The sequence below is a fragment of the Bradyrhizobium ferriligni genome (assembly GCF_056837965.1).
In genome coordinates, this window is sequence record NZ_JBXEJO010000003.1 from 175,441 (window position 1) to 192,566 (window position 17,126).

Annotated in this window: 21 protein-coding genes; 7 read left to right on the forward strand and 14 right to left on the reverse strand. The window is 66.1% G+C overall.

Going from position 1 to position 17,126, the window contains the following annotated elements:
- Nucleotides 1–153 precede the first annotated feature (153 nt).
- The 4 genes from AC1VNY_RS02795 to AC1VNY_RS02810 all read left to right on the forward strand — a co-directional run bounded on the left by AC1VNY_RS02795 (nt 154) and on the right by AC1VNY_RS02810 (nt 3,653).
- Nucleotides 154–1,398 carry an MFS transporter gene (locus AC1VNY_RS02795; protein WP_028343717.1) on the forward strand — a complete coding sequence of 415 codons (1,245 nt, stop codon included), beginning with the start codon at nt 154–156 and terminating at the stop codon, nt 1,396–1,398.
- Nucleotides 1,399–1,528: 130 nt separating this feature from the next.
- A complete protein-coding gene (acuI, locus tag AC1VNY_RS02800; protein WP_482404010.1) occupies nt 1,529–2,515 on the forward strand; it encodes an acrylyl-CoA reductase (NADPH) in 987 nt (328 codons plus the stop codon).
- A gap of 186 nt (nt 2,516–2,701) precedes the next feature.
- Entirely contained in the window at nt 2,702–3,280 is a 579-nt protein-coding gene (locus tag AC1VNY_RS02805) for a hypothetical protein (RefSeq protein ID WP_028343719.1), read from the forward strand.
- A gap of 139 nt (nt 3,281–3,419) precedes the next feature.
- Nucleotides 3,420–3,653, forward strand: coding sequence for a DUF6894 family protein (locus AC1VNY_RS02810; protein WP_016844381.1), 234 nt, complete (start codon nt 3,420–3,422; stop codon nt 3,651–3,653).
- Nucleotides 3,654–3,678: 25 nt separating this feature from the next.
- Here AC1VNY_RS02810 and AC1VNY_RS02815 read toward each other — a convergent pair whose 3' ends face one another.
- From AC1VNY_RS02815 to ygfZ, 5 genes are all read right to left on the reverse strand, one after another.
- On the reverse strand, nt 3,679–6,384 hold the full coding sequence (locus AC1VNY_RS02815) for a DUF2339 domain-containing protein (protein ID WP_482404011.1): 2,706 nt from the start codon (nt 6,382–6,384) through the stop codon (nt 3,679–3,681).
- A 109-nt stretch (nt 6,385–6,493) separates the two neighbouring features.
- Nucleotides 6,494–7,000: a tyrosine phosphatase family protein gene (locus AC1VNY_RS02820; RefSeq protein WP_038383011.1), complete on the reverse strand. Its 507-nt coding sequence runs from the start codon at nt 6,998–7,000 to the stop codon at nt 6,494–6,496.
- A 115-nt stretch (nt 7,001–7,115) separates the two neighbouring features.
- Nucleotides 7,116–7,727, reverse strand: a complete 612-nt coding sequence (locus tag AC1VNY_RS02825; RefSeq protein ID WP_482404012.1) for a YfbR-like 5'-deoxynucleotidase — start codon at nt 7,725–7,727, stop codon at nt 7,116–7,118.
- Nucleotides 7,724–8,350, reverse strand: a complete 627-nt coding sequence (locus AC1VNY_RS02830; RefSeq protein WP_482404013.1) for a DNA-3-methyladenine glycosylase I — start codon at nt 8,348–8,350, stop codon at nt 7,724–7,726. The genes AC1VNY_RS02825 and AC1VNY_RS02830 overlap by 4 nt, the downstream gene beginning before the upstream one ends.
- Nucleotides 8,347–9,228 (reverse strand): CAF17-like 4Fe-4S cluster assembly/insertion protein YgfZ, encoded by an 882-nt coding sequence (ygfZ, locus tag AC1VNY_RS02835; RefSeq protein ID WP_482404014.1) that lies wholly within the window; start codon nt 9,226–9,228, stop codon nt 8,347–8,349. Before ygfZ ends, AC1VNY_RS02830 begins: the two co-directional genes overlap by 4 nt.
- 128 nt (nt 9,229–9,356) lie before the next feature.
- Between ygfZ and AC1VNY_RS02840 the strand changes: the two genes are divergently transcribed.
- The gene (locus AC1VNY_RS02840; RefSeq protein WP_482404015.1) at nt 9,357–10,691 is read left to right on the forward strand and encodes a dihydroorotase; all 1,335 of its coding nucleotides are present in this window, start codon (nt 9,357–9,359) and stop codon (nt 10,689–10,691) included.
- 9 nt (nt 10,692–10,700) lie between these two features.
- Here the strand turns inward: AC1VNY_RS02840 and AC1VNY_RS02845 are convergent, their stop codons facing one another.
- From AC1VNY_RS02845 to AC1VNY_RS02865, 5 genes are all read right to left on the reverse strand, one after another.
- On the reverse strand, nt 10,701–10,967 hold the full coding sequence (locus AC1VNY_RS02845) for a hypothetical protein (RefSeq protein ID WP_028332620.1): 267 nt from the start codon (nt 10,965–10,967) through the stop codon (nt 10,701–10,703).
- Nucleotides 10,968–11,122: 155 nt separating this feature from the next.
- A complete protein-coding gene (locus AC1VNY_RS02850) occupies nt 11,123–11,779 on the reverse strand; it encodes an HAD family hydrolase (RefSeq protein WP_482404016.1) in 657 nt (218 codons plus the stop codon).
- Nucleotides 11,769–12,146, reverse strand: a complete 378-nt coding sequence (locus AC1VNY_RS02855) for a TIGR02301 family protein (RefSeq protein WP_028343726.1) — start codon at nt 12,144–12,146, stop codon at nt 11,769–11,771. Before AC1VNY_RS02855 ends, AC1VNY_RS02850 begins: the two co-directional genes overlap by 11 nt.
- An 85-nt stretch (nt 12,147–12,231) precedes the next feature.
- Nucleotides 12,232–12,651: an NUDIX hydrolase gene (locus AC1VNY_RS02860; RefSeq protein ID WP_212053642.1), complete on the reverse strand. Its 420-nt coding sequence runs from the start codon at nt 12,649–12,651 to the stop codon at nt 12,232–12,234.
- A gap of 42 nt (nt 12,652–12,693) precedes the next feature.
- Nucleotides 12,694–13,194 (reverse strand): hypothetical protein, encoded by a 501-nt coding sequence (locus AC1VNY_RS02865; protein WP_482404017.1) that lies wholly within the window; start codon nt 13,192–13,194, stop codon nt 12,694–12,696.
- A gap of 62 nt (nt 13,195–13,256) precedes the next feature.
- Here AC1VNY_RS02865 and AC1VNY_RS02870 point away from each other — a divergent pair, with 62 nt between their 5' ends.
- Entirely contained in the window at nt 13,257–14,018 is a 762-nt protein-coding gene (locus AC1VNY_RS02870; RefSeq protein WP_482404018.1) for an SOS response-associated peptidase, read from the forward strand.
- A 403-nt stretch (nt 14,019–14,421) separates the two neighbouring features.
- On the opposite strand, the gene AC1VNY_RS02875 is transcribed toward AC1VNY_RS02870, so the two are convergent.
- The 3 genes from AC1VNY_RS02875 to AC1VNY_RS02885 are packed head-to-tail and all read right to left on the reverse strand — an operon-like array spanning nt 14,422 to nt 15,741.
- Nucleotides 14,422–14,817: a RidA family protein gene (locus tag AC1VNY_RS02875; RefSeq protein WP_482404019.1), complete on the reverse strand. Its 396-nt coding sequence runs from the start codon at nt 14,815–14,817 to the stop codon at nt 14,422–14,424.
- Between the two features lie 4 nt (nt 14,818–14,821).
- Complete coding sequence (locus AC1VNY_RS02880) at nt 14,822–15,301, reverse strand: DUF6691 family protein (protein ID WP_482404020.1); 480 nt, start codon at nt 15,299–15,301, stop codon at nt 14,822–14,824.
- Nucleotides 15,302–15,303: 2 nt separating this feature from the next.
- Nucleotides 15,304–15,741, reverse strand: a complete 438-nt coding sequence (locus tag AC1VNY_RS02885) for a YeeE/YedE family protein (RefSeq protein ID WP_482404021.1) — start codon at nt 15,739–15,741, stop codon at nt 15,304–15,306.
- Between the two features lie 206 nt (nt 15,742–15,947).
- On the opposite strand from AC1VNY_RS02885, the gene AC1VNY_RS02890 reads away from it, so the two are divergent.
- Nucleotides 15,948–16,382: a lipid-binding SYLF domain-containing protein gene (locus AC1VNY_RS02890; protein WP_028343733.1), complete on the forward strand. Its 435-nt coding sequence runs from the start codon at nt 15,948–15,950 to the stop codon at nt 16,380–16,382.
- Nucleotides 16,383–16,513: 131 nt separating this feature from the next.
- Here the strand turns inward: AC1VNY_RS02890 and AC1VNY_RS02895 are convergent, their stop codons facing one another.
- The gene (locus AC1VNY_RS02895; protein WP_482404022.1) at nt 16,514–17,038 is read right to left on the reverse strand and encodes a mismatch-specific DNA-glycosylase; all 525 of its coding nucleotides are present in this window, start codon (nt 17,036–17,038) and stop codon (nt 16,514–16,516) included.
- Nucleotides 17,039–17,126: the final 88 nt, after the last annotated feature.

A 17,126-nucleotide genomic window follows, 5' to 3' on the forward strand; every position in this document is an offset into this window, starting at 1 on the left:
GAATGACGGTCATCATCCTCTCCGATTCTGCAGAGCAGCCCTGCAGGCGAATATTTTTCTCCGGCCCCTCTTGGGGTTTTCATGCACCTGCATTAATTCCCCGTAACGTTCGGCGGGGCGGCTCCCCGCGCAGCAGTTGCGGGGGAAGACAAGATGGCCGTTACCACCGGGGATCTTCGACCGACGTCGGGCACGTGGCGCACGCCGCTCGTCATCATCGTCTGCGGCTGCGCGATCGCGCTGCTGAGCTTCGGCCCGCGCTCCAGCCTCGGCTTCTTCGTGCAGCCGATGAGCCATGAATTCACGTGGGGCCGCGACGTGTTCGGCCTCGCGCTGGCGCTGCAGAACCTGCTGTGGGGGCTCGGCCAGCCGATCGCCGGAGCAATTGCCGACCGCTTCGGCCTGCTGCGTGTGATGGTCGTCGGCGCACTGCTTTACGCCGCGGGCCTGCTCCTGATGCGTTACTCGGCGACGCCGCTCTCGCTCAACCTTGGCGCCGGCGTCCTGATCGGCTTCGGCCTGTCGGGCTCCTCGTTCAACCTGGTGCTGTCGGCGTTCAGCAAGCTGCTGCCGCCCGCGCAGCGCGGCATTGCGCTCGGCGCCGGCACCGCCGCGGGCTCGTTCGGCCAATTCCTGTTCGCGCCGTTCGGCGTCGCGATGATCGACAATTTCGGCTGGCAGACCGCGCTGCTGGTGTTCGGCGCGCTGATGCTGCTCATCCTGCCGTTGTCGCTGGCGCTCTCGACGCCGCCGGCGGAGACGAATGACGCCGCGCCCGCCGATCAGCAGTCGTTCAAGACCGCGCTGGCGGAGGCGTTCGGCCATCGCTCCTACGTGCTGCTGGTGCTCGGCTTCTTCACCTGCGGCTTTCAGCTCGCCTTCATCACCGTGCATCTGCCGGCCTATCTCGCCGACCGCGGCATTCCGGCATCGACAGGCGGCTGGGTGATCGCGGCGATCGGCCTGTTCAACATCGTGGGCTCGCTCAGCGTCGGCTGGCTGCAGAACGTCTTCCCGAAGCGCTACATCCTGTCGGTGATCTACTTCACCCGCGCGCTGTCGATCATCGCCTTCATCTCGTTCCCGATCACGACCTTCTCGGCGATCGCGTTCGGCGCGATCTCTGGCTTGACCTGGCTCTCCACAGTGCCGCCGACTTCGGCGCTGGTGGCGCTGATGTTCGGCACGCGCTGGTTTGCGACGCTGTATGGCTTCGCCTTCGTCAGCCATCAGGTTGGCGGCTTCCTCGGAGTCTGGCTCGGCGGCATCGTGTTCGAGCAGTATGGCTCCTACACCCCGATCTGGTGGCTGTCGGTGCTGTTTGGCGTGCTGTCGGCACTGATCAACCTGCCGATCGTCGAAAAGCCCGTCGTCCGCCCGGTTGCGCAGCCTGCCTGATGCTCTTTGTAGTGAGCATGATCTCCGCGCAAACGCGTTCCGCGTTTGTCGCGAGGGAAAACCGGTTTCCACTTTTCCGGATCATGCTCTAAACCATTCCCCGAAACCAAGATTACGGGGAGTGCACATCGTGGCAACGTTCAAGGCAATCAGGATCGACAAGGCGGACAAGGGTACCACCGCCGCACTCACCCAATTCGATGAAGCCGAGCTGATGGACGGCGACGTTACCGTCCGCGTCGAGTGGTCGACGCTGAACTACAAGGACGGCCTCGCATTGACCGGCAAGGCGCCGGTGGTGCGCCGGTTCCCGATGATCGCCGGCATCGATTTCGCCGGCACGGTCGAGCAATCCAGCCATCCGGACTGGAAGGCAGGCGACAAGGTCGTCTGCAACGGCTGGGGCATGGGCGAGACCCATCTCGGCGCCTATGCGGAAAAGGCCCGGGTCAAGGGCGACTGGCTGGTGCGGCTGCCCCACGGCATCTCGGCCCGCGATGCGATGGCGGTCGGTACCGCCGGCTATACCGCGATGCTCTCGGTGCTGGCGCTGGAGAAGCACGGTCTCACCCCGAAGAGCGGCCCGGTGGTGGTCACGGGTGCCGCCGGCGGCGTCGGCTCGGTGGCGATCGCCGTGCTGTCGAAGCTCGGCTACCACGTCATCGCGTCGACCGGGCGGATGTCGGAGACCGACTATCTCAAGGGTCTCGGCGCCACCGACGTGGTCGACCGCGCCGAACTGTCAGGTGCGCCAAAGGCGCTGGCGAAGGAGCGCTGGGCCGGCGGCGTCGACAGCGTCGGGTCGACCACGCTCGCCAACCTGCTGTCGATGACCAAGTACGGCGGAGCCATCGCAGCCTGCGGTCTGGCGGCCGGTATGGACCTGCCGTCGTCGGTCGCGCCCTTCATTTTGCGGGGTGTGTGCCTTCTCGGTATCGATTCAGTGATGTGTCCGATCGAATTGCGCAGGACCGCCTGGCGGCGCCTTGCCAGCGATCTGGATAAGGCAAAACTGGCTGATATCACTCACGAAATTGCCCTGGACGAAGTCATCGGCTTTGGCGCAAAAATCCTCGGTGGCCAGGTCCGCGGCCGCATCGTGGTAAAAATAGTCTGAGGACGTTCAGACTTTACCAACCAAGCTGCTCCAATGTTGCCACTGTTGGTATGGTAAGCAGCGGGTAAAGAGACTTGCGGCATGATCCCGGGGGGCCGGGTTTCCTCGCGCAGACGCCGAGAAGCGTTGGTGCGGGGATCATGCGCAACAAGGAGCGGGTGCCCGCGCTCGTCAGTGGAGTAGCTCATGCTTGCGCGTTTGGTGTTGGGGGCCGTCACGGCCGGAGCGATGGTCGTGCCGGCATTCGCGGGCCAGATGAACGCCGATGAGGCCCGCAGGTTCGTCGCCGGCAAGGTGTTCGCCTTCACCTGTTTCGACGGCACCCGCGGTGCCGGCCGCATCCTCGACGATCTGGGTGCGACAGGCTCGATCCAGTTCTCCGGCTCGGGGCCGATCCGTCACGTGCGCCTGCCCGGCAACACGCTGCAGATCCGCGGTCAGAGCGTTTGCGCGTCCCTGAAGGGCATTCCGTTCGAACCGTGCTTCAATCTCGACAAGCAGGATGACCGCACGTTCCGCGGCTCGGTCTCCGGCATGGGCTTTGCCTATTGCGATTTCCATCACCAGGGCGGCCAGCAGATGCTGATGGCGCGCGCGGCGGCGCGTCCGCGCTCGCTGCATCCGCGCACCCGATCCGCGGATGCCTCGCAGACCGAAGTGTCGCGCGTTGAGACGCCGCAGGTCGGAAGCGCGAAGCTCGAGCCGGTCAAGGCCGAGCCCGCCAAGGTCGAGAGCGCGCCGGAATTGCGCCGCTCCACCGACTAACCTTTCATCTGCGCGCTAGCGGGAATAGCGCCGCCAAGCCGTAGTCATACGGATGGCGGTCGCCACGCCTTGCTCGCTACTCAATACCTGGCGTTCGCCGCGAGGCGGGACATTGGGGACTCTGATTTTGAGTAGTCATATGGCGCAATATTTTTTTCGAATCAGTGACGGCGATTACGCTGGTGCATCCGACCACGCGACGGAGTTTGAAAGCCGCGACGTGGCCTGGGCCGAGATGACCAAGGTCTGCGGAAATTTCCTCGGCAGCATTTCGCGCAATCTGAAGCAGAACAGCGAATGGCACATGGAGCTGCTCGACGAGGGCAGAAAACCCGTGTTCAGGATTCGACTGGTCGCCGAGTCCGTCGACTGAAGGCTGTCTTTCAGGACGGCAGGTTCTAACCCTCGGCCTGCGCGAGCGGTGGAGTGGCCCGCCTGCGAAACAGGATCCGCTGATACAACCAGCCGATCGCGACCAGCACGATGCCAAGGCACATGAACGACAGCGCGCGGTAGACACCAGTGAGCGTCGACATGTCGATCAGGAACGCCTTCAGGATCGTCAGCCCGATCACCGCAGCAGACGCGAGCCGCGCCCGCTGCGAGTTGACGACGACGCCGATGCCGAGCAGCGCGACGCCGAACATCAGCCAGGCGATCGAATAGGTGTACTGCTCCGCGCCCGTGGTCTCGCCACGCGTCAGCACCGGTCCATGGTAGAGCCTCCGGATTTCGAACGTGACATAGGCGAGCGCAAGGACCAGCGCGCCGGCGGCGATCGTGTTGGCGTAGCCGGCAGGACGATGGCCCGCCACCGTATAGGACAGCAGCAGCGCCAGCACCGCTGGCAGCGCATAGCCGAGCAGCAGCAGGTTGATGAAGCTGCCGCCGACGTCCTGCCACCACAGCATCGGGTTCTCCAGCGCCAGCAGCCCGAACAGGCTGGCAAGCCCGGCGAACGCGGTCAGCAGGATCGCGCCGACATTATGCACGATGCTGCCGCTGCGCAGGCGCAGCCGCTCCAGTCCGATCGCCATCGCAAGCGTCACGCCGACCTGCAGTGCGACCTCGGTCAGCCCGGCGCTGGCGTAGTAGACATCGCCGCTATTGACCGCGTGGCGGATCTCCATGAAGGCGAGCAGCACCGTGAAAAGGATCGCGGCGGATTCGACGATGCGCAGCGGCACGTCGTCGCGGTTGCGGCGCAGGAAATGGCTTGCCGCCCAGAATGACAGCGCCGGCACGCCATAACCCCACAGCAGCCAGTTGAAGATCGGCGTGCTGCCGACGGCGTCGCCCGCGATCCGCGGCTCATAGCCGACGCGCAGCACGACGATGCCGGCCAGGATCGCGGCAAGCCAGCGCAGGAACGGAATCGGCCGCCGCACCGACAGCCACGCCGTACCCATCGAGACCAGCGCGAGCGCGATGGTGAGCCAACCCTTGTCGAGCGCGAAGGTCAGCGCCAGCGCCAGCGAGGCGAGGGCGCCGGTGGCGGACAACGCAATCGACGGCGACAGCTCCGGCCGCTCGCCGCGCCGGGTCAGCGCCTCGGTCGCGGCCGCGTAGGCCGCCGCCAGCAGCACGGCTGATATCGCGAACGGGATCGAACGGTCGAGATGCGCGATGCGTGCATAGAGCGCGACCAGCAGCGCGACCGGCGTGAACACCGCTGCCGCGGCCCAGGTCACCGTCACCCTCGTGGTGGCAAAACGGAATTGCGCGAGGAAACCGGCGATGCCGAAGGCGGCTGCGAACAGCGCCGCGGTGACAAGATGCAGCGAGACCGAGCCATCGGTCGCGGACGGGCCGATGCCGGGGATCGCACCGCCCGGCAGCACCAGCATGTCGACGTTGCGGCGGACGGCCCATTCGCCGAACACAATGAACACGAAGATCGACGCGGCGCCGATCGCACGGGTAGCAGCAGGCGCGCGCCAGGCGACAAGCAGGCTTGCGGCTGTCAGCAGCGCAAAGCTGATCATCGCCGTGTCGGCGTGGGCGCTGTTGAGCACGATCAGCATCGCGCCAAGCAGATAGGCGGCGAGCGAGCCCGAGGAGATCGGCTCGATCTCCTCGCCATCGCCGTCGGGACCGAACATGAAGCCGCAGACCACGAGCAGCGCCGCCAGCACGAAGCCTGCGATCACATGGAAGACGTGCGGCGCGATCATCTCGGGCCCGCACGCCAGGCATGGGAAGGTCCACAGCAGCGCGAAGGCGATCGTCGTGACCGCGAGCCAGCGCCACAGCCGGATGCGGGCAAGTGCGAAGGCTGCTGCCGTGACGATGGCGAGGTAGATGTAGAGTGACCAGAAGTCGGGCTTGTCTGACGACACCAGAAGCGGCGTGACGAAAGCGCCGACGATGCCGAGCCCGGCCAGCGCGGGTCCGTGCAGCAGCGCGGCCGCCAGCGTGCCGAGCGCGACCATGCCGAGCAGGATGAAAGCGGTTGCCGGCGCGAGGAAGTCGTACAGCGCATAGGCGGCGTAGACGGTGGCGAACGCCACCGCGGTGCCGGCGGCGGTGAGGATCGCCGGGATGTTGGCGATCGGCAGCGCCGCGATATTGGAGATGCTTTCCTGGCGCCTGGTCCACTCACCGGCGCCGAGCAGCGCCAGCGCAAACAATCCGCCGAGCAACGTGCGAACGCCGGGGCCGAGCAACCCGGCCTCGATCGAATAGCGCACCATGAAGAAGCCGCCGAGCGCGAGCGTCAGGCCGCCGATCCAAACCACCCAGCGCGTGCCGAGCGTCTCCTCGAAGCCGGGCGCCGGCTGCGGCGGAGCTGGCGGCTCCGGCAGGGGCGGCGGTGCGGCGCCTGCAGCGTCCGCGGCTGGCTCGCTCTGCGCGGCCGGCTCGCCGGGAGCCGCCTCCGGGAGCGGTGGCGGCGCGATCGAAGGCGCCGTCGGCAACGGCTGCTCGAACTCCTGCATAGGGGCCAGCGGCGGCGGCACGGCCGTCCGCACGGCGGCGCCGCCCGCGGCCTCGATCGCATCCAGCCGTCGCTGCAGCAGGTCGACCCGGCCCAGCGCCTTGCGCGCGAAAATGATGGCGACGATGGCAAGGACCAGCGTCAGGAAGTCGAACGGCGAATCGAACATTGGGCCTCCGGCAGGACGCGCCGGACTTGGCCAGCCGGCGGCCCGTCGCAACCTAGTAGTGCAGTGAGGAGGACCGGAAGTTCAAGCGATCGGGCGTGACCGGCCGCGCTTAGTCCAGATCGATGTGGAAAGGCCGCCCTTCGACGCTCATGCTGCCGGGACCCATCGCGTCGAGTGCGCGCAGCATCCGGCCCTCGCGTCCCAGCGCCTTGTCGGCGAGGCTGACGATCAGCCGGTTGGGGGCCGCGATCGGCGAGGCCTCGCGGATCATCCGGGCGATGGACATTTCGTCGCGGTGCGGGTTGAGCGCGCAGACCGTGGCAAATGCGCTCGCGGTCGAGCGGCTGATGCCGGCGTAGCAATGCACCACCATCGGTGCTTGGCGATCCCAGCCGCGCACGAAGCTCAGCACCTTCTCGATATGCGACTCGTTGGGCGCAACGAACCCGTCCATCTGTTCGATGATGTCGTCCATCGACACTTTCAGGTGGTTGGCCGGCAGCACGGAGGGCGGCCGCTGAACCTGGTCGACATTGGCCATCACGGTCAGCACATGGCTGGCGCCGGTGGCGCGAACCGTGTCGGAGAGTGCGGCAAGCGAGCAGACGTGAAGCATGATGGTCCTTCTATCGGGTGTGCCGGATTATAACGGCTGCTCCCGAGTGGGCAAAGGCGGGGGTGCCATGCCGATTCTTCGTTTTGCGGCGCAACCGACGGCACGTGCGCCGCTCCTATGACGCGTGCAATGCCTTGAAGCGCTCGAGGAACTGCTTTTCGGCCCGCGCTGCGGTCCACGGCGTCAGATAGTCGCGTTCGGTCGCTTCGGGCAGTTCCGGATCGCGGCCGAACAGCCGCTTGGCCTCGGCTTGCGAAAATCCCGCCAGATGCGTCGCCTCCAGATACGCGGCGCCGCGATCGGCGGCCTTGATCTGCTGGGTGATCTCGTCCGCCAGCACGGCGGGCAGGCCGAAGCGGACATGGATCGCCGACAACAGCCGCTTCTCCACCACCTTGTATTCGCCGGCAAGCACCGCCTTGAACGGCGAGATCATGTCGCCGATGACATATTCGGGTGCGTCATGCAGCAGGGCGGCGAGACGATGGCTGATGTCGACGCGCGGCATCTGCTGGCGCATCACGGCTTCGACCAGCAACGTATGCTGCGCCACCGAGAAGATGTGCGCGCCGCTGGTCTGGCCATTCCAGCGCGCGACCCGCGCCAGCCCATGCGCGATGTCGACGATCTCGATATCGAGCGGTGACGGATCGAGCAGATCCAGCCGGCGTCCGGACAGCATCCGCTGCCAGGCGCGGGCGGTTTCCGGCGATTTACGCGCAGTCATTTTTTCTTGAGCCGCGGCGTGCGGAGCTTGCCGCTGCAGGCTTCGTGGCAGAAGCAGGTGACGAGGTGGTCGTTGACCATGCCGGTCGCCTGCATGAAGGCGTAGACGATGGTCGGACCGACAAATTTGAAGCCGCGCGCGCCGAGCTCCTTGGAGACCTTGATCGAGACCGGCGTCGACGCCGGCACGCTCGCGGTGGTCTTGAACTGGTTGACCTTCGGCTTGCCGTCGACGAAGTCCCAGAGGAATTTCGAGAAGCCGGGGCCTCTCTCCATGATCTCCAGATATCCCTTCGCGCTCGCCACCGCGCCTTCGATCTTGGCGCGGTTGCGGACGATGCCGGCGTCGTTCATCAGCGCGTGCACCTTCTTGTCGGTGTAGCGCGCGATCTTCTCGGGCTGGAAATCGTCGAAGGCTTTGCGGAAGTTCTCGCGCTTGCGCAGGATCGTGATCCAGGACAGGCCGGCCTGGAAGCCGTCAAGGATCAGCTTTTCATAGAGTGCGCGGTCGTCATATTCCGGCACGCCCCATTCATTGTCGTGATAGGCGACGTAGAACGCATCCTCGCCCGGCCAGGGGCATCGTGTCTTGCCGTCGGGATGCAGTTGCGCGGTGCGGCTCATGCGACGGTGTGCTTGGATGTGATGCGGACGGCGTCAGGTTCGGCGAGGTGAAGCGACAGCCCGCCCGCGGTCAGCGTTAGCCCAGCGTCGAGCGCATCGGCGACGCGGTCGATGCGGACCAGCGCGAGACCTTTCTCGCCGGCGGTCGAGCCGATGGTGCCGACCTGCTTGTCGCCGGCCAGGATCGTTGCGCCGGCCTCGGGGGCGGGGCCGTCGAGGACGATCTTCACCGTGCGGGTGCGCGCCGTGCCGCGGTGCTGCATGCGCGACACCACCTCCTGGCCGACATAGCAGCCCTTGTCGAAATCGACGCCGTTGAGGCGATCCATATTGGTCTCGTGCGGGAAGGCGTCGCCATACATGAAGTCGAGCCCGCCGCGCGGCACGCCGGTGGCGATCCGATGCGCCTCATAGGCGCTGCTATCGACGAGGTCGGCACCGATCAGCTCAGCCAGCTTCTGCTTCAAATCTTCCGGGATCAGGATGCGCCAGCCAAGCGCCGCGTTGCGCGGATCGGCGAACGCGAGATCCGGTGTCGCCGCCGGCTCGCCATCCCAGGCGGCAAGCACGCCGAGGCTGTCGGAAAGGTTCTCGACCACGACCTTGGCGCGCAGCTTGTAGAAGCCGAGCTTGTCGGCAAGCCCCTTGGCGAGCGCGCGCGGCGCGTCGATCAGGAAGCCGCCGCCATGACCTGCGGGTATCTCGGTGATCAGGAAATCGACGATGATCTTGCCCTGCGGCGTCAGCAGCGCGCCGAACCGGGCCTGTCCCGCGCGCAACTCGGCGATATCGGCGGTGATGAGGCCGTTGAGGAAGTTGCGGGCGTCCTCGCCAGAGACCTTGACTACGCCCCGATCTGGAAGAAACGCTGCTTTCATTAGCAAAATTGGCTCTTTTTCCAAGTTCCTTGGGAAACGCGCAGGCCGCGATATCCCCTGCCAAGCTAAGGCGCTAGAGTGCGCCGAACAAGGCCCGCGCGACAGCCGAAAGCGGGCGTCGAGGACCGATGAATCAGCATTTTGACACCATTCTAAAATCCGGCACCGTGGTCAATCAGGACGGCGAGGGCGTGCGCGATATCGGTATCGCGGGTGGCCGCATCGCCGCGATCGGCTCGCTCGGCCAGGCTTCGGCCGGCGAGGTGATCGACTGCAAGGGCCTGCACATCCTGCCCGGCGTGATGGACACCCAGGTGCATTTCCGCGAGCCCGGGTTGACCCAGAAGGAAGACCTCGAGACCGGCTCGCGCAGCGCCGTGATGGGCGGGGTCACCGCCGTGTTCGAGATGCCGAACACCAATCCGCTGACGGTCACCGAGGAAGCATTCACCGACAAGATCAAGCGCGGCCGCCATCGCATGCATTGCGATTTCGCGTTCTTCATCGGCGGCACCCGCGAGAACGTGCAGGATCTGCCGGAGCTGGAGCGCGCCCCGGGCTGCGCCGGCGTCAAGGTGTTCATCGGCTCCTCCACCGGCGCGCTCTTGGTCGAGGACGACGAGAGCCTGCGGCGGATCTTTCAGGTGATCCGGCGCCGCGCCGCGTTCCACGCCGAGGACGAATACCGCCTCAACGAGCGCAAGCCGCTGCGGATCGAAGGCGATGCCCGCTCGCATCCGGTGTGGCGCGACGAGACCGCCGCGCTGATGGCGACCGAGCGCCTGGTCAGTCTGGCGCGCGAGACCGGCAAACGCATCCACGTGCTGCACATCTCGACCAAGGAAGAGATTCTGTATCTGCGCGACCACAAGGATGTTGCGTCCTGCGAGGCGACGCCGCACCATCTCACCATGGCCGCGCCGGAGTGCTACGAGCGGCTCGGGACGCTGGCCCAGATGAATCCGCCGGTGCGCTCGGCCGATCACCGCGCCGGCATCTGGTACGGCATCGAGCAGGGTATCATCGACGTGCTCGGCTCGGACCACGCGCCGCATACGCTGGAGGAGAAGGCCAAGACCTATCCGGCCTCGCCGTCGGGCATGACCGGCGTGCAGACGCTGGTGCCGCTGATGCTCGATCACGTCAATGCCGGGCGGCTGTCGCTACAGCGGTTCGTCGATCTCACCAGCGCGGGGCCCGCGCGCCTGTTCAACATCGCCTGCAAGGGCCGCATCGCGGCGGGTTACGATGCCGACTTCACCATCGTCGACCTGAAGCGGAGCGAGACCATCACCAACAAGTGGATCGCCTCGCGCGCCGCCTGGACGCCCTATGACGGCGTGCGGGTGCAGGGCTGGCCGGTCGGCACCTTCGTGCGCGGCAGGCGGGTGATGTGGCAGGGCGAAGTCACGACACCGTCCATCGGCGAACCGGTCCGGTTCCTCGAGACGCTGAAGCAGTAGCGGATTGAATTACTGCCTGGCCAATGCCAGCGAGAACTCGCCGTTGCGCACGCGCGCGGCGAGGCCCTCGGCGAATTTTGCCACCGCGTCCTCGCCATAGGTGCCGACCAGCTCGGCGAGCGCCGCGAACAGGCTCGCCTGCGCGAGGCAGTCGCCATCGACGCCGTCGTGACGCGCTTCAGCCCAGGCCTCGTTCAGGTAGCCCAGCGCGGCCTGCTTCTGCTCGTGGTCGGGTCGCGGGTCTTGGTGATGGGGGAAGGACGCTGGATGGCGCATGAAACTCTGCAAAATGGATGCGCGCGGTCCGAGGAGCGAACCACTGCGACGTGCGAGATGTATCACGCATGCAGGTACCGCCTAGCCCACATCTTTCGAAAAGGTTAACGGCGGCCCCGGCATTTAAAGGGGAATTCCGGATATCCGGGCCGCGATTAGCCGAATGAGCTGTGGATATGGTCGAGCACCGCGCGCGGCGTGGCGCACAGATGGCTGGCGCCGGCCTCGGTCAGCTCCTCCGGCGTGCCGTAGCCATAGGTGACGCCGACCGCGCGGATGCCGTTTCGATTCGCCCCGATCACGTCGTGGCTGCGATCGCCGATCATCAGGGATTTGTCCGGATCGGCCCCGGTCTGCGCCAGCGCATAGCCGAGCAGGTCGACCTTGTTGACCCGGGTTCCGTCGAACTCCGAGCCGAACACGTGGTCGAAATAGCCGCCGAGGCCGAAATGCGCGATGATCCGCGTCGCGAACACATGCGGCTTAGAGGTTGCCACGAACATCCGGCCCGGCCGCCGGCGCAGCTCGGCCAGCACTTCCGCGATATCGGGATAGACCGCGTTCTCGAACAGTCCGACATCGCCGAACCGCTCGCGGTAGAGCTCGACCGCGCGATCGGCGAGCTCCTCGCCGCCGAGCAGCATCGCAAAGCTCGCCCGCAAGGGCGGCCCGATGCACCAGGTCAGGTCATCCTGCGAGGGAACCGGCCGGCCGAGCTTTTCCAGCGCGTACTGGATCGAGCCGGTGATGCCGGGCTTCGGGTCGGTCAGGGTGCCGTCGAGATCGAAGAAGATCGCCCGTTCAGTTGGCATAGCGGGCCGTCAGGTCGCGCGAGATTTTCGAGCCCTCCTCGATATAGCGGCGGATCGCGACGGTGGCCGCCGGCGTGCAGGTCCGGTAGGTCTGCTGGAAGCCGTTATAGCCGCGGTTGAAGCCCGCGATCATGCGGGCGCGGCGGTCGCCGGAGGGGGTCTCGGCATCGATCAGCGCCTGCATCTCGTTGCGCCATTTGGCGCCCTCGTTGGAGCCGCAGATGCCGCGTAGATAGTGCAGGGCGCCGAGGATCTCGGCCAGCCGCTGCAAATCGCCGTCGAACGGCGCAGCCGCGTCCTGCGCCCGGGCGGGCGTCGCAAGGCATGCCGACATCAGGATCACAACGGCTAGAAAGGCTCTGATCATCAGGGGTTCCGGAATGCCGGTGGTATGCCCCCTCAATGCGCCCGAGGCAAGGCGGCAGGGCCTGCCAAAGCCGCTAAAACGGGCCTCAAACCAGCCGCCGGGCGGCCGCAATCACCTCGTGCAGGCCGCCGGTGACCTTGAGGTCGCCGATCTCCTCCGGCGCCAGCCATTTGAAATCGTCGTGCTCGTCGTTCAGCACGGGCTCGCGGGATGCCCAGCGCGCGGCGAAGGTCATGATCAGGTAATGCCCACCTCCGGGGCCGGTCGGCAGCACCTCGCGCCAGCCGGCAAGGCCGAGGATCTCGACCTTGAGGCCGGTCTCCTCGTCGATCTCCCGGTGCAGGGCCGTGTGCAGCGTCTCGCCGAACTCGACCCGGCCGCCGGGCAGCGAATAGAAGCCCTTGCCCGGCGAACGGGCGCGGCGCACCAGCAGCACCTTGCCGTCACGGAAAATCACGCCGGACACGGCGAGCTGCGGGCGGATCGGAGGTTCGGGAGAGGTCAAGGTGATTGGCAGCCGGTTGTGAAGGTCATCATGCCCGATATCTCAGGCGCCCGCCATGATGCTGTCGACATCGGCCTCCGCGGCGCCGTTGATGATGCCGGCGGTCTGCATCACCAGCGGCTTGACCCAGACGATCGCCTGCTCGGCGAGCGCGACCCGGCTCTTGTCCTGCTGCAATTGCCGCATTGCCGCCCCAACCTCGGTCAGGATCTTCGTCATGCTGTCGGTGAGCTGGTCGAATTCAGCCCGGATTGCGGTATCCGCGGTCTCATAGGCCTCGATCGCGAGATCGCGCGCCCGGAAATTGGACGCGGTGAAATGCTCGGCATAGGACAGTGGCTGCCATTCGAGGAAATCGCTGGCGCATTCCGGCAGGTCCGGCACCATCTCCAGCAGCATGATGGCTTCGTTGAAGTGATTGAGGTAGTCGGTGGCAAGCCCGGTGCGGGGATTGATGTTGGCGGCGCGCAACAGCGCCGCCCGCGCCTCGTCGGGGTACGTCGGTCGCGGGGAAGAGCCCGCTATGGCGGCCGTTGAGGTCATTGATCGCAGTCTTTAACGTTCCAAGTTAAGGCAGAATAAACGGATACCACTCTGGACGGCAAATGTGCGGACGCTTTGTCATTACCTCGCCGCCGGCGGCCTTGCGCGAGATGTTCGGCTATATCGAGCAGCCGAATTTTCCGCCACGGTATAATGTTGCGCCGACCCAGCCGATCCCGGTGGTGCTGCTGCAGAATGGCGGCCGGCATTTTCAGTTGATGCGCTGGGGCCTGATCCCGTCCTGGGTCAAGGACCCCAGGACCTTCTCGCTCCTGATCAACGCGCGCTCCGAGACGGTGCGCGAGAAGCCCGCCTTCAAGAACGCGATCAAGCGGCGCCGCGCGCTGATCCCGGCCGACGGCTACTACGAATGGCAGGATGCCGGCGGCCGCAAGCGGCCGTTCTTCATCCATCGCCGCGACGGCCACCCGCTCGCCTTCGCCGCGCTCGCCGAGACCTGGATGGGGCCGAACGGCGAGGAGCAGGATACAGTCGCGATCGTCACCGCGCCGGCCAATCCCGACCTCGCGCAACTGCATCACCGCGTGCCGGTCGCGATCAGGCCCGAGCAATTCGCGCGCTGGCTCGACTGCCTGCCGAATGATGTCGACGACGTGATGCCGATGCTGAAAGGCCCCGAGGTCGGCGAGTTCGCCTGGCACCAGGTGACGATGCGCGTCAACGCCGTCGCCAACGATGATGCGCAATTGCTGCTGCCGATGACCGCGGAGGAAATCGCCGCGGAGGCCGCGCCGGCGCCGAAGAAGGCCGCGCCAAGAAAGGCGACTGTGCGCGAGGACGACGGGCAGGGGTCGTTGTTTTAGCGAATGTCTGCGCAGCTGGGGTCGGGATTGAAGCGCAGCTCTCTCCACGTCGTCGTCCCGGCGAAGGCCGGGATCCATAACCACAGGGCTGCATTGTTGAAGCGCGCTGGAGCTCCAGCTTCGCAAACCAATTGAGATTTGTGGTTATGGGTCCCGGCCTTCGCCGGGACGACACTGAATATGTTGCACGGGCAGTGGATCAAACTTCGACATTCTCGCAACATGATCTGCCCGAGCTTTGCATTTCGTTTCGCCGCTCTCTCCACTCGTCATTCCGCGGCTCGCGAAGCGAGAACCCGGAATCCATTTCGCTACACGCTGCGTGGCCTGAGGATTCCGGGCTCGCGCAAGTGGCACACCCTCAGATGCGCAATTGCGCATCGGGGAATGACGGAGAGAGCTGTCACCCCTTCACGTGTGCCACGCCCTCGATCTCGATCAGCATCTTCGGATTGGGCAGCGCCACCACCACGCAGGTGGTGCGTGCGGGGTAGGGCGCGGGGCCGAACGCGCCGGCATATAGCGCGTTCATCGTCGCGACGTCGCTGGCGCGCGTCAGCAGCACGTTGACCTTGACGAGATCGCGCATCGTCGCGCCCGCCTCGCTCAGCACGCGCTTGAAATTGATCACGACATTGGCGAACTGCGCCTCGAAGCCGTCGGGCAGCTCGCGATTGGCGTCGAAGCCGGGAATGCCGGAAATGAACAACAAATCGCCGACGCGGGCGCCGAACGAGAGTGGCGGCGCCTGGACGCCGGGCGGAGGAGGGAAGTGCTTGATAGCTGTCTTTTCAGTCATTGGGTCACCCGTCTGCGTGAGATGGAAGGGGAGAAGTTTCGATGGCGCGCGGTGCCGCTGCACGCCGGCGCCAAAGATTCCTGCCGAAGAGATTCTGGCCGATCATGCCCGCGAGCATCGCGACGACGAAGACCACGATCGGTAGCGAGAGGCCGGCGAGATTGACCAATGCCGGCCCTGGGCAGATGCCGACGAGGCCCCAGCCGATGCCGAACAGCACCGCGCCGGCAACCAGCGGCGCATCGATGTCACGGCGGTCGGGCCAGAGGAAGCGCGCCGAGAAGGCGGGTGCCGTGCGCCGCCGCGCGATCGCAAAGCCGGTTGCCGCGACGGCAACCGCGCCTGCCATCACGAAGGCGAGCGTCGCGTCCCACGCGCCGAACAGATCGAGGAAGCCGAGCACCTTCTGCGGATCGGTCATGCCGGAGATCAGAAGCCCCGCGCCGAAGATCAGGCCGCAGACAAAACTGGCAAGCACCGGCATCGCTAGCCTCCAATCCCGTGCCTGACGATTGCGACCGTCGCGATCGCCGTCAGCATGAAGATGCACGTTGCCGCAATCGAACGGCCGGACAGCCGCGCGAAGCCGCAGACGCCGTGGCCCGAGGTGCAGCCATTACCCATCCTTGTGCCGAACCCGACCAGCGTGCCCGCGATCGCGACCACCACAAGGCTCGCGTTCATCGCCGGCCGCGGCAGCGGCGCGCCGAACAGCGCCGCAATCAGGGGCGCTGCGATCAGTCCCGCGATGAACGCGATGCGCCAGGAACGGTCGGCGCTGCGGTCGGCGGTATCGGCCTGCAGCGCGCCGCCGACGATGCCGGTGACCCCGGCGATTCGCCCGGTCAGCAGCATCAAGAGCGCCGCGGCAAGCCCGATCAGCGCGCCGCCGGCGAGGCCGGAAAGTGGGGTGAAATCGTGCATCGATGCAGATCCCTGTTGCGCAAACTCCTCAGCGGTCCGGCAAAGCGGTGGGCGCGCATGCGCCAATGGTCGCGCGGCTGCGGAGGCGATGATAGACTCCGCACCATCAGGAACAAGCGCAATCCCGCATGTTTCGCGGCATTTCAGTGGTGCCGCCGGTCGGTTGGGTTGCCGCGATTCGCTCTCACTTCGTCCGGAGAACTCCCATGAGATTGCCATCCGTCGCCCGCGCCGCGCTGCTCGCGCTGGCGCTGCTCACCGGAACGTCCGCCGCCCTGGCTGACGAGGGCGCGGTGACGCTCGTGATCTTCAAGGGCGGCTGGGTGTTCGGCGGCTCCGCCGGCAAGGGCGTCATGACCTTCCACGGCCAGACCTATGGGCTCACGGCCGGCGGGCTGGACTATGGCCTCGTGTTCGGCGGCTCGCAGACCACGTTGCAGGGGCGGGTGCGCAACATCCGCCGTCCGCAGGACATCAACGGCGTCTATGCCGCGGCGGGCATGGGCGTTGCGCTCGGTGCCGGCGTGCGCGGCATCCTGTTGACCAACCCGAACGGCGCGGTGCTCGAACTGAGCGGCAAGCAGGTCGGCCTGATGGCCAATGTCGATCTGAGCGGGCTTGCGATTACGTTGAAGGAATAAGGGGGCGGTCTCGTAGCGATCTCGTAGGATGGGTAGAGCGAAGCGAAACCTATCGACTTAGGTACGCCGGGAGAGATGATGGGTTTCGCGGAGTCTATCATCGGGCCGCGCTTTGCGCGGACCCGTCGGCTCTACCCATCCTGCGATTCGGTGATCCACTCGGCGAGCTCACGCCACGGCTGTAAGGTCCAATGCCCGGACGCCGCGCCTGATGGCGACGGCAGCACGAACACCTCGGGAAGACCGCTCATGCGCGGCTGCCGGCCGAGCAGGAGCGCGCTGGTCGGCCTGTCGTAAAACAGGCTCGCCGCCTTCCTGCTGGTGAAGGCGACGGTGCTCGGCCGATAGGTCTCGATCTTCGCCCGGAAGCCCACCACATCGAACGACTGCCTGCTGATTTCGTGATCCATCCCGGCGCCGGTCTTGGAGAGATCGGTGAAGCCGATGCCGAGCGCGAGCAGCGCGGCGAACTCATCCGGCCGATAGCGCCGCGGCGTGATCCCGGCCTCGTGCAGCGCGCGCCAGAACCGGTTGCCGGGATGCGCGTAATAATGCCCGACGGCGGCTGACCGCGTGCTCGCTGCGGTGCCGACGAACACCAGGCGCAGATTGGCGCGGAGCTGGTCGGGGAGGCGGTGGAGGTTGTGATCGGGCATCTCGGAAGGGTCAATAGAGCATTGATGAGACAGAGTTGCGTAGCAGCCGCGAAGGAGCTGCGCTCCGCTTGCGGGGGCGGGCTGGGGT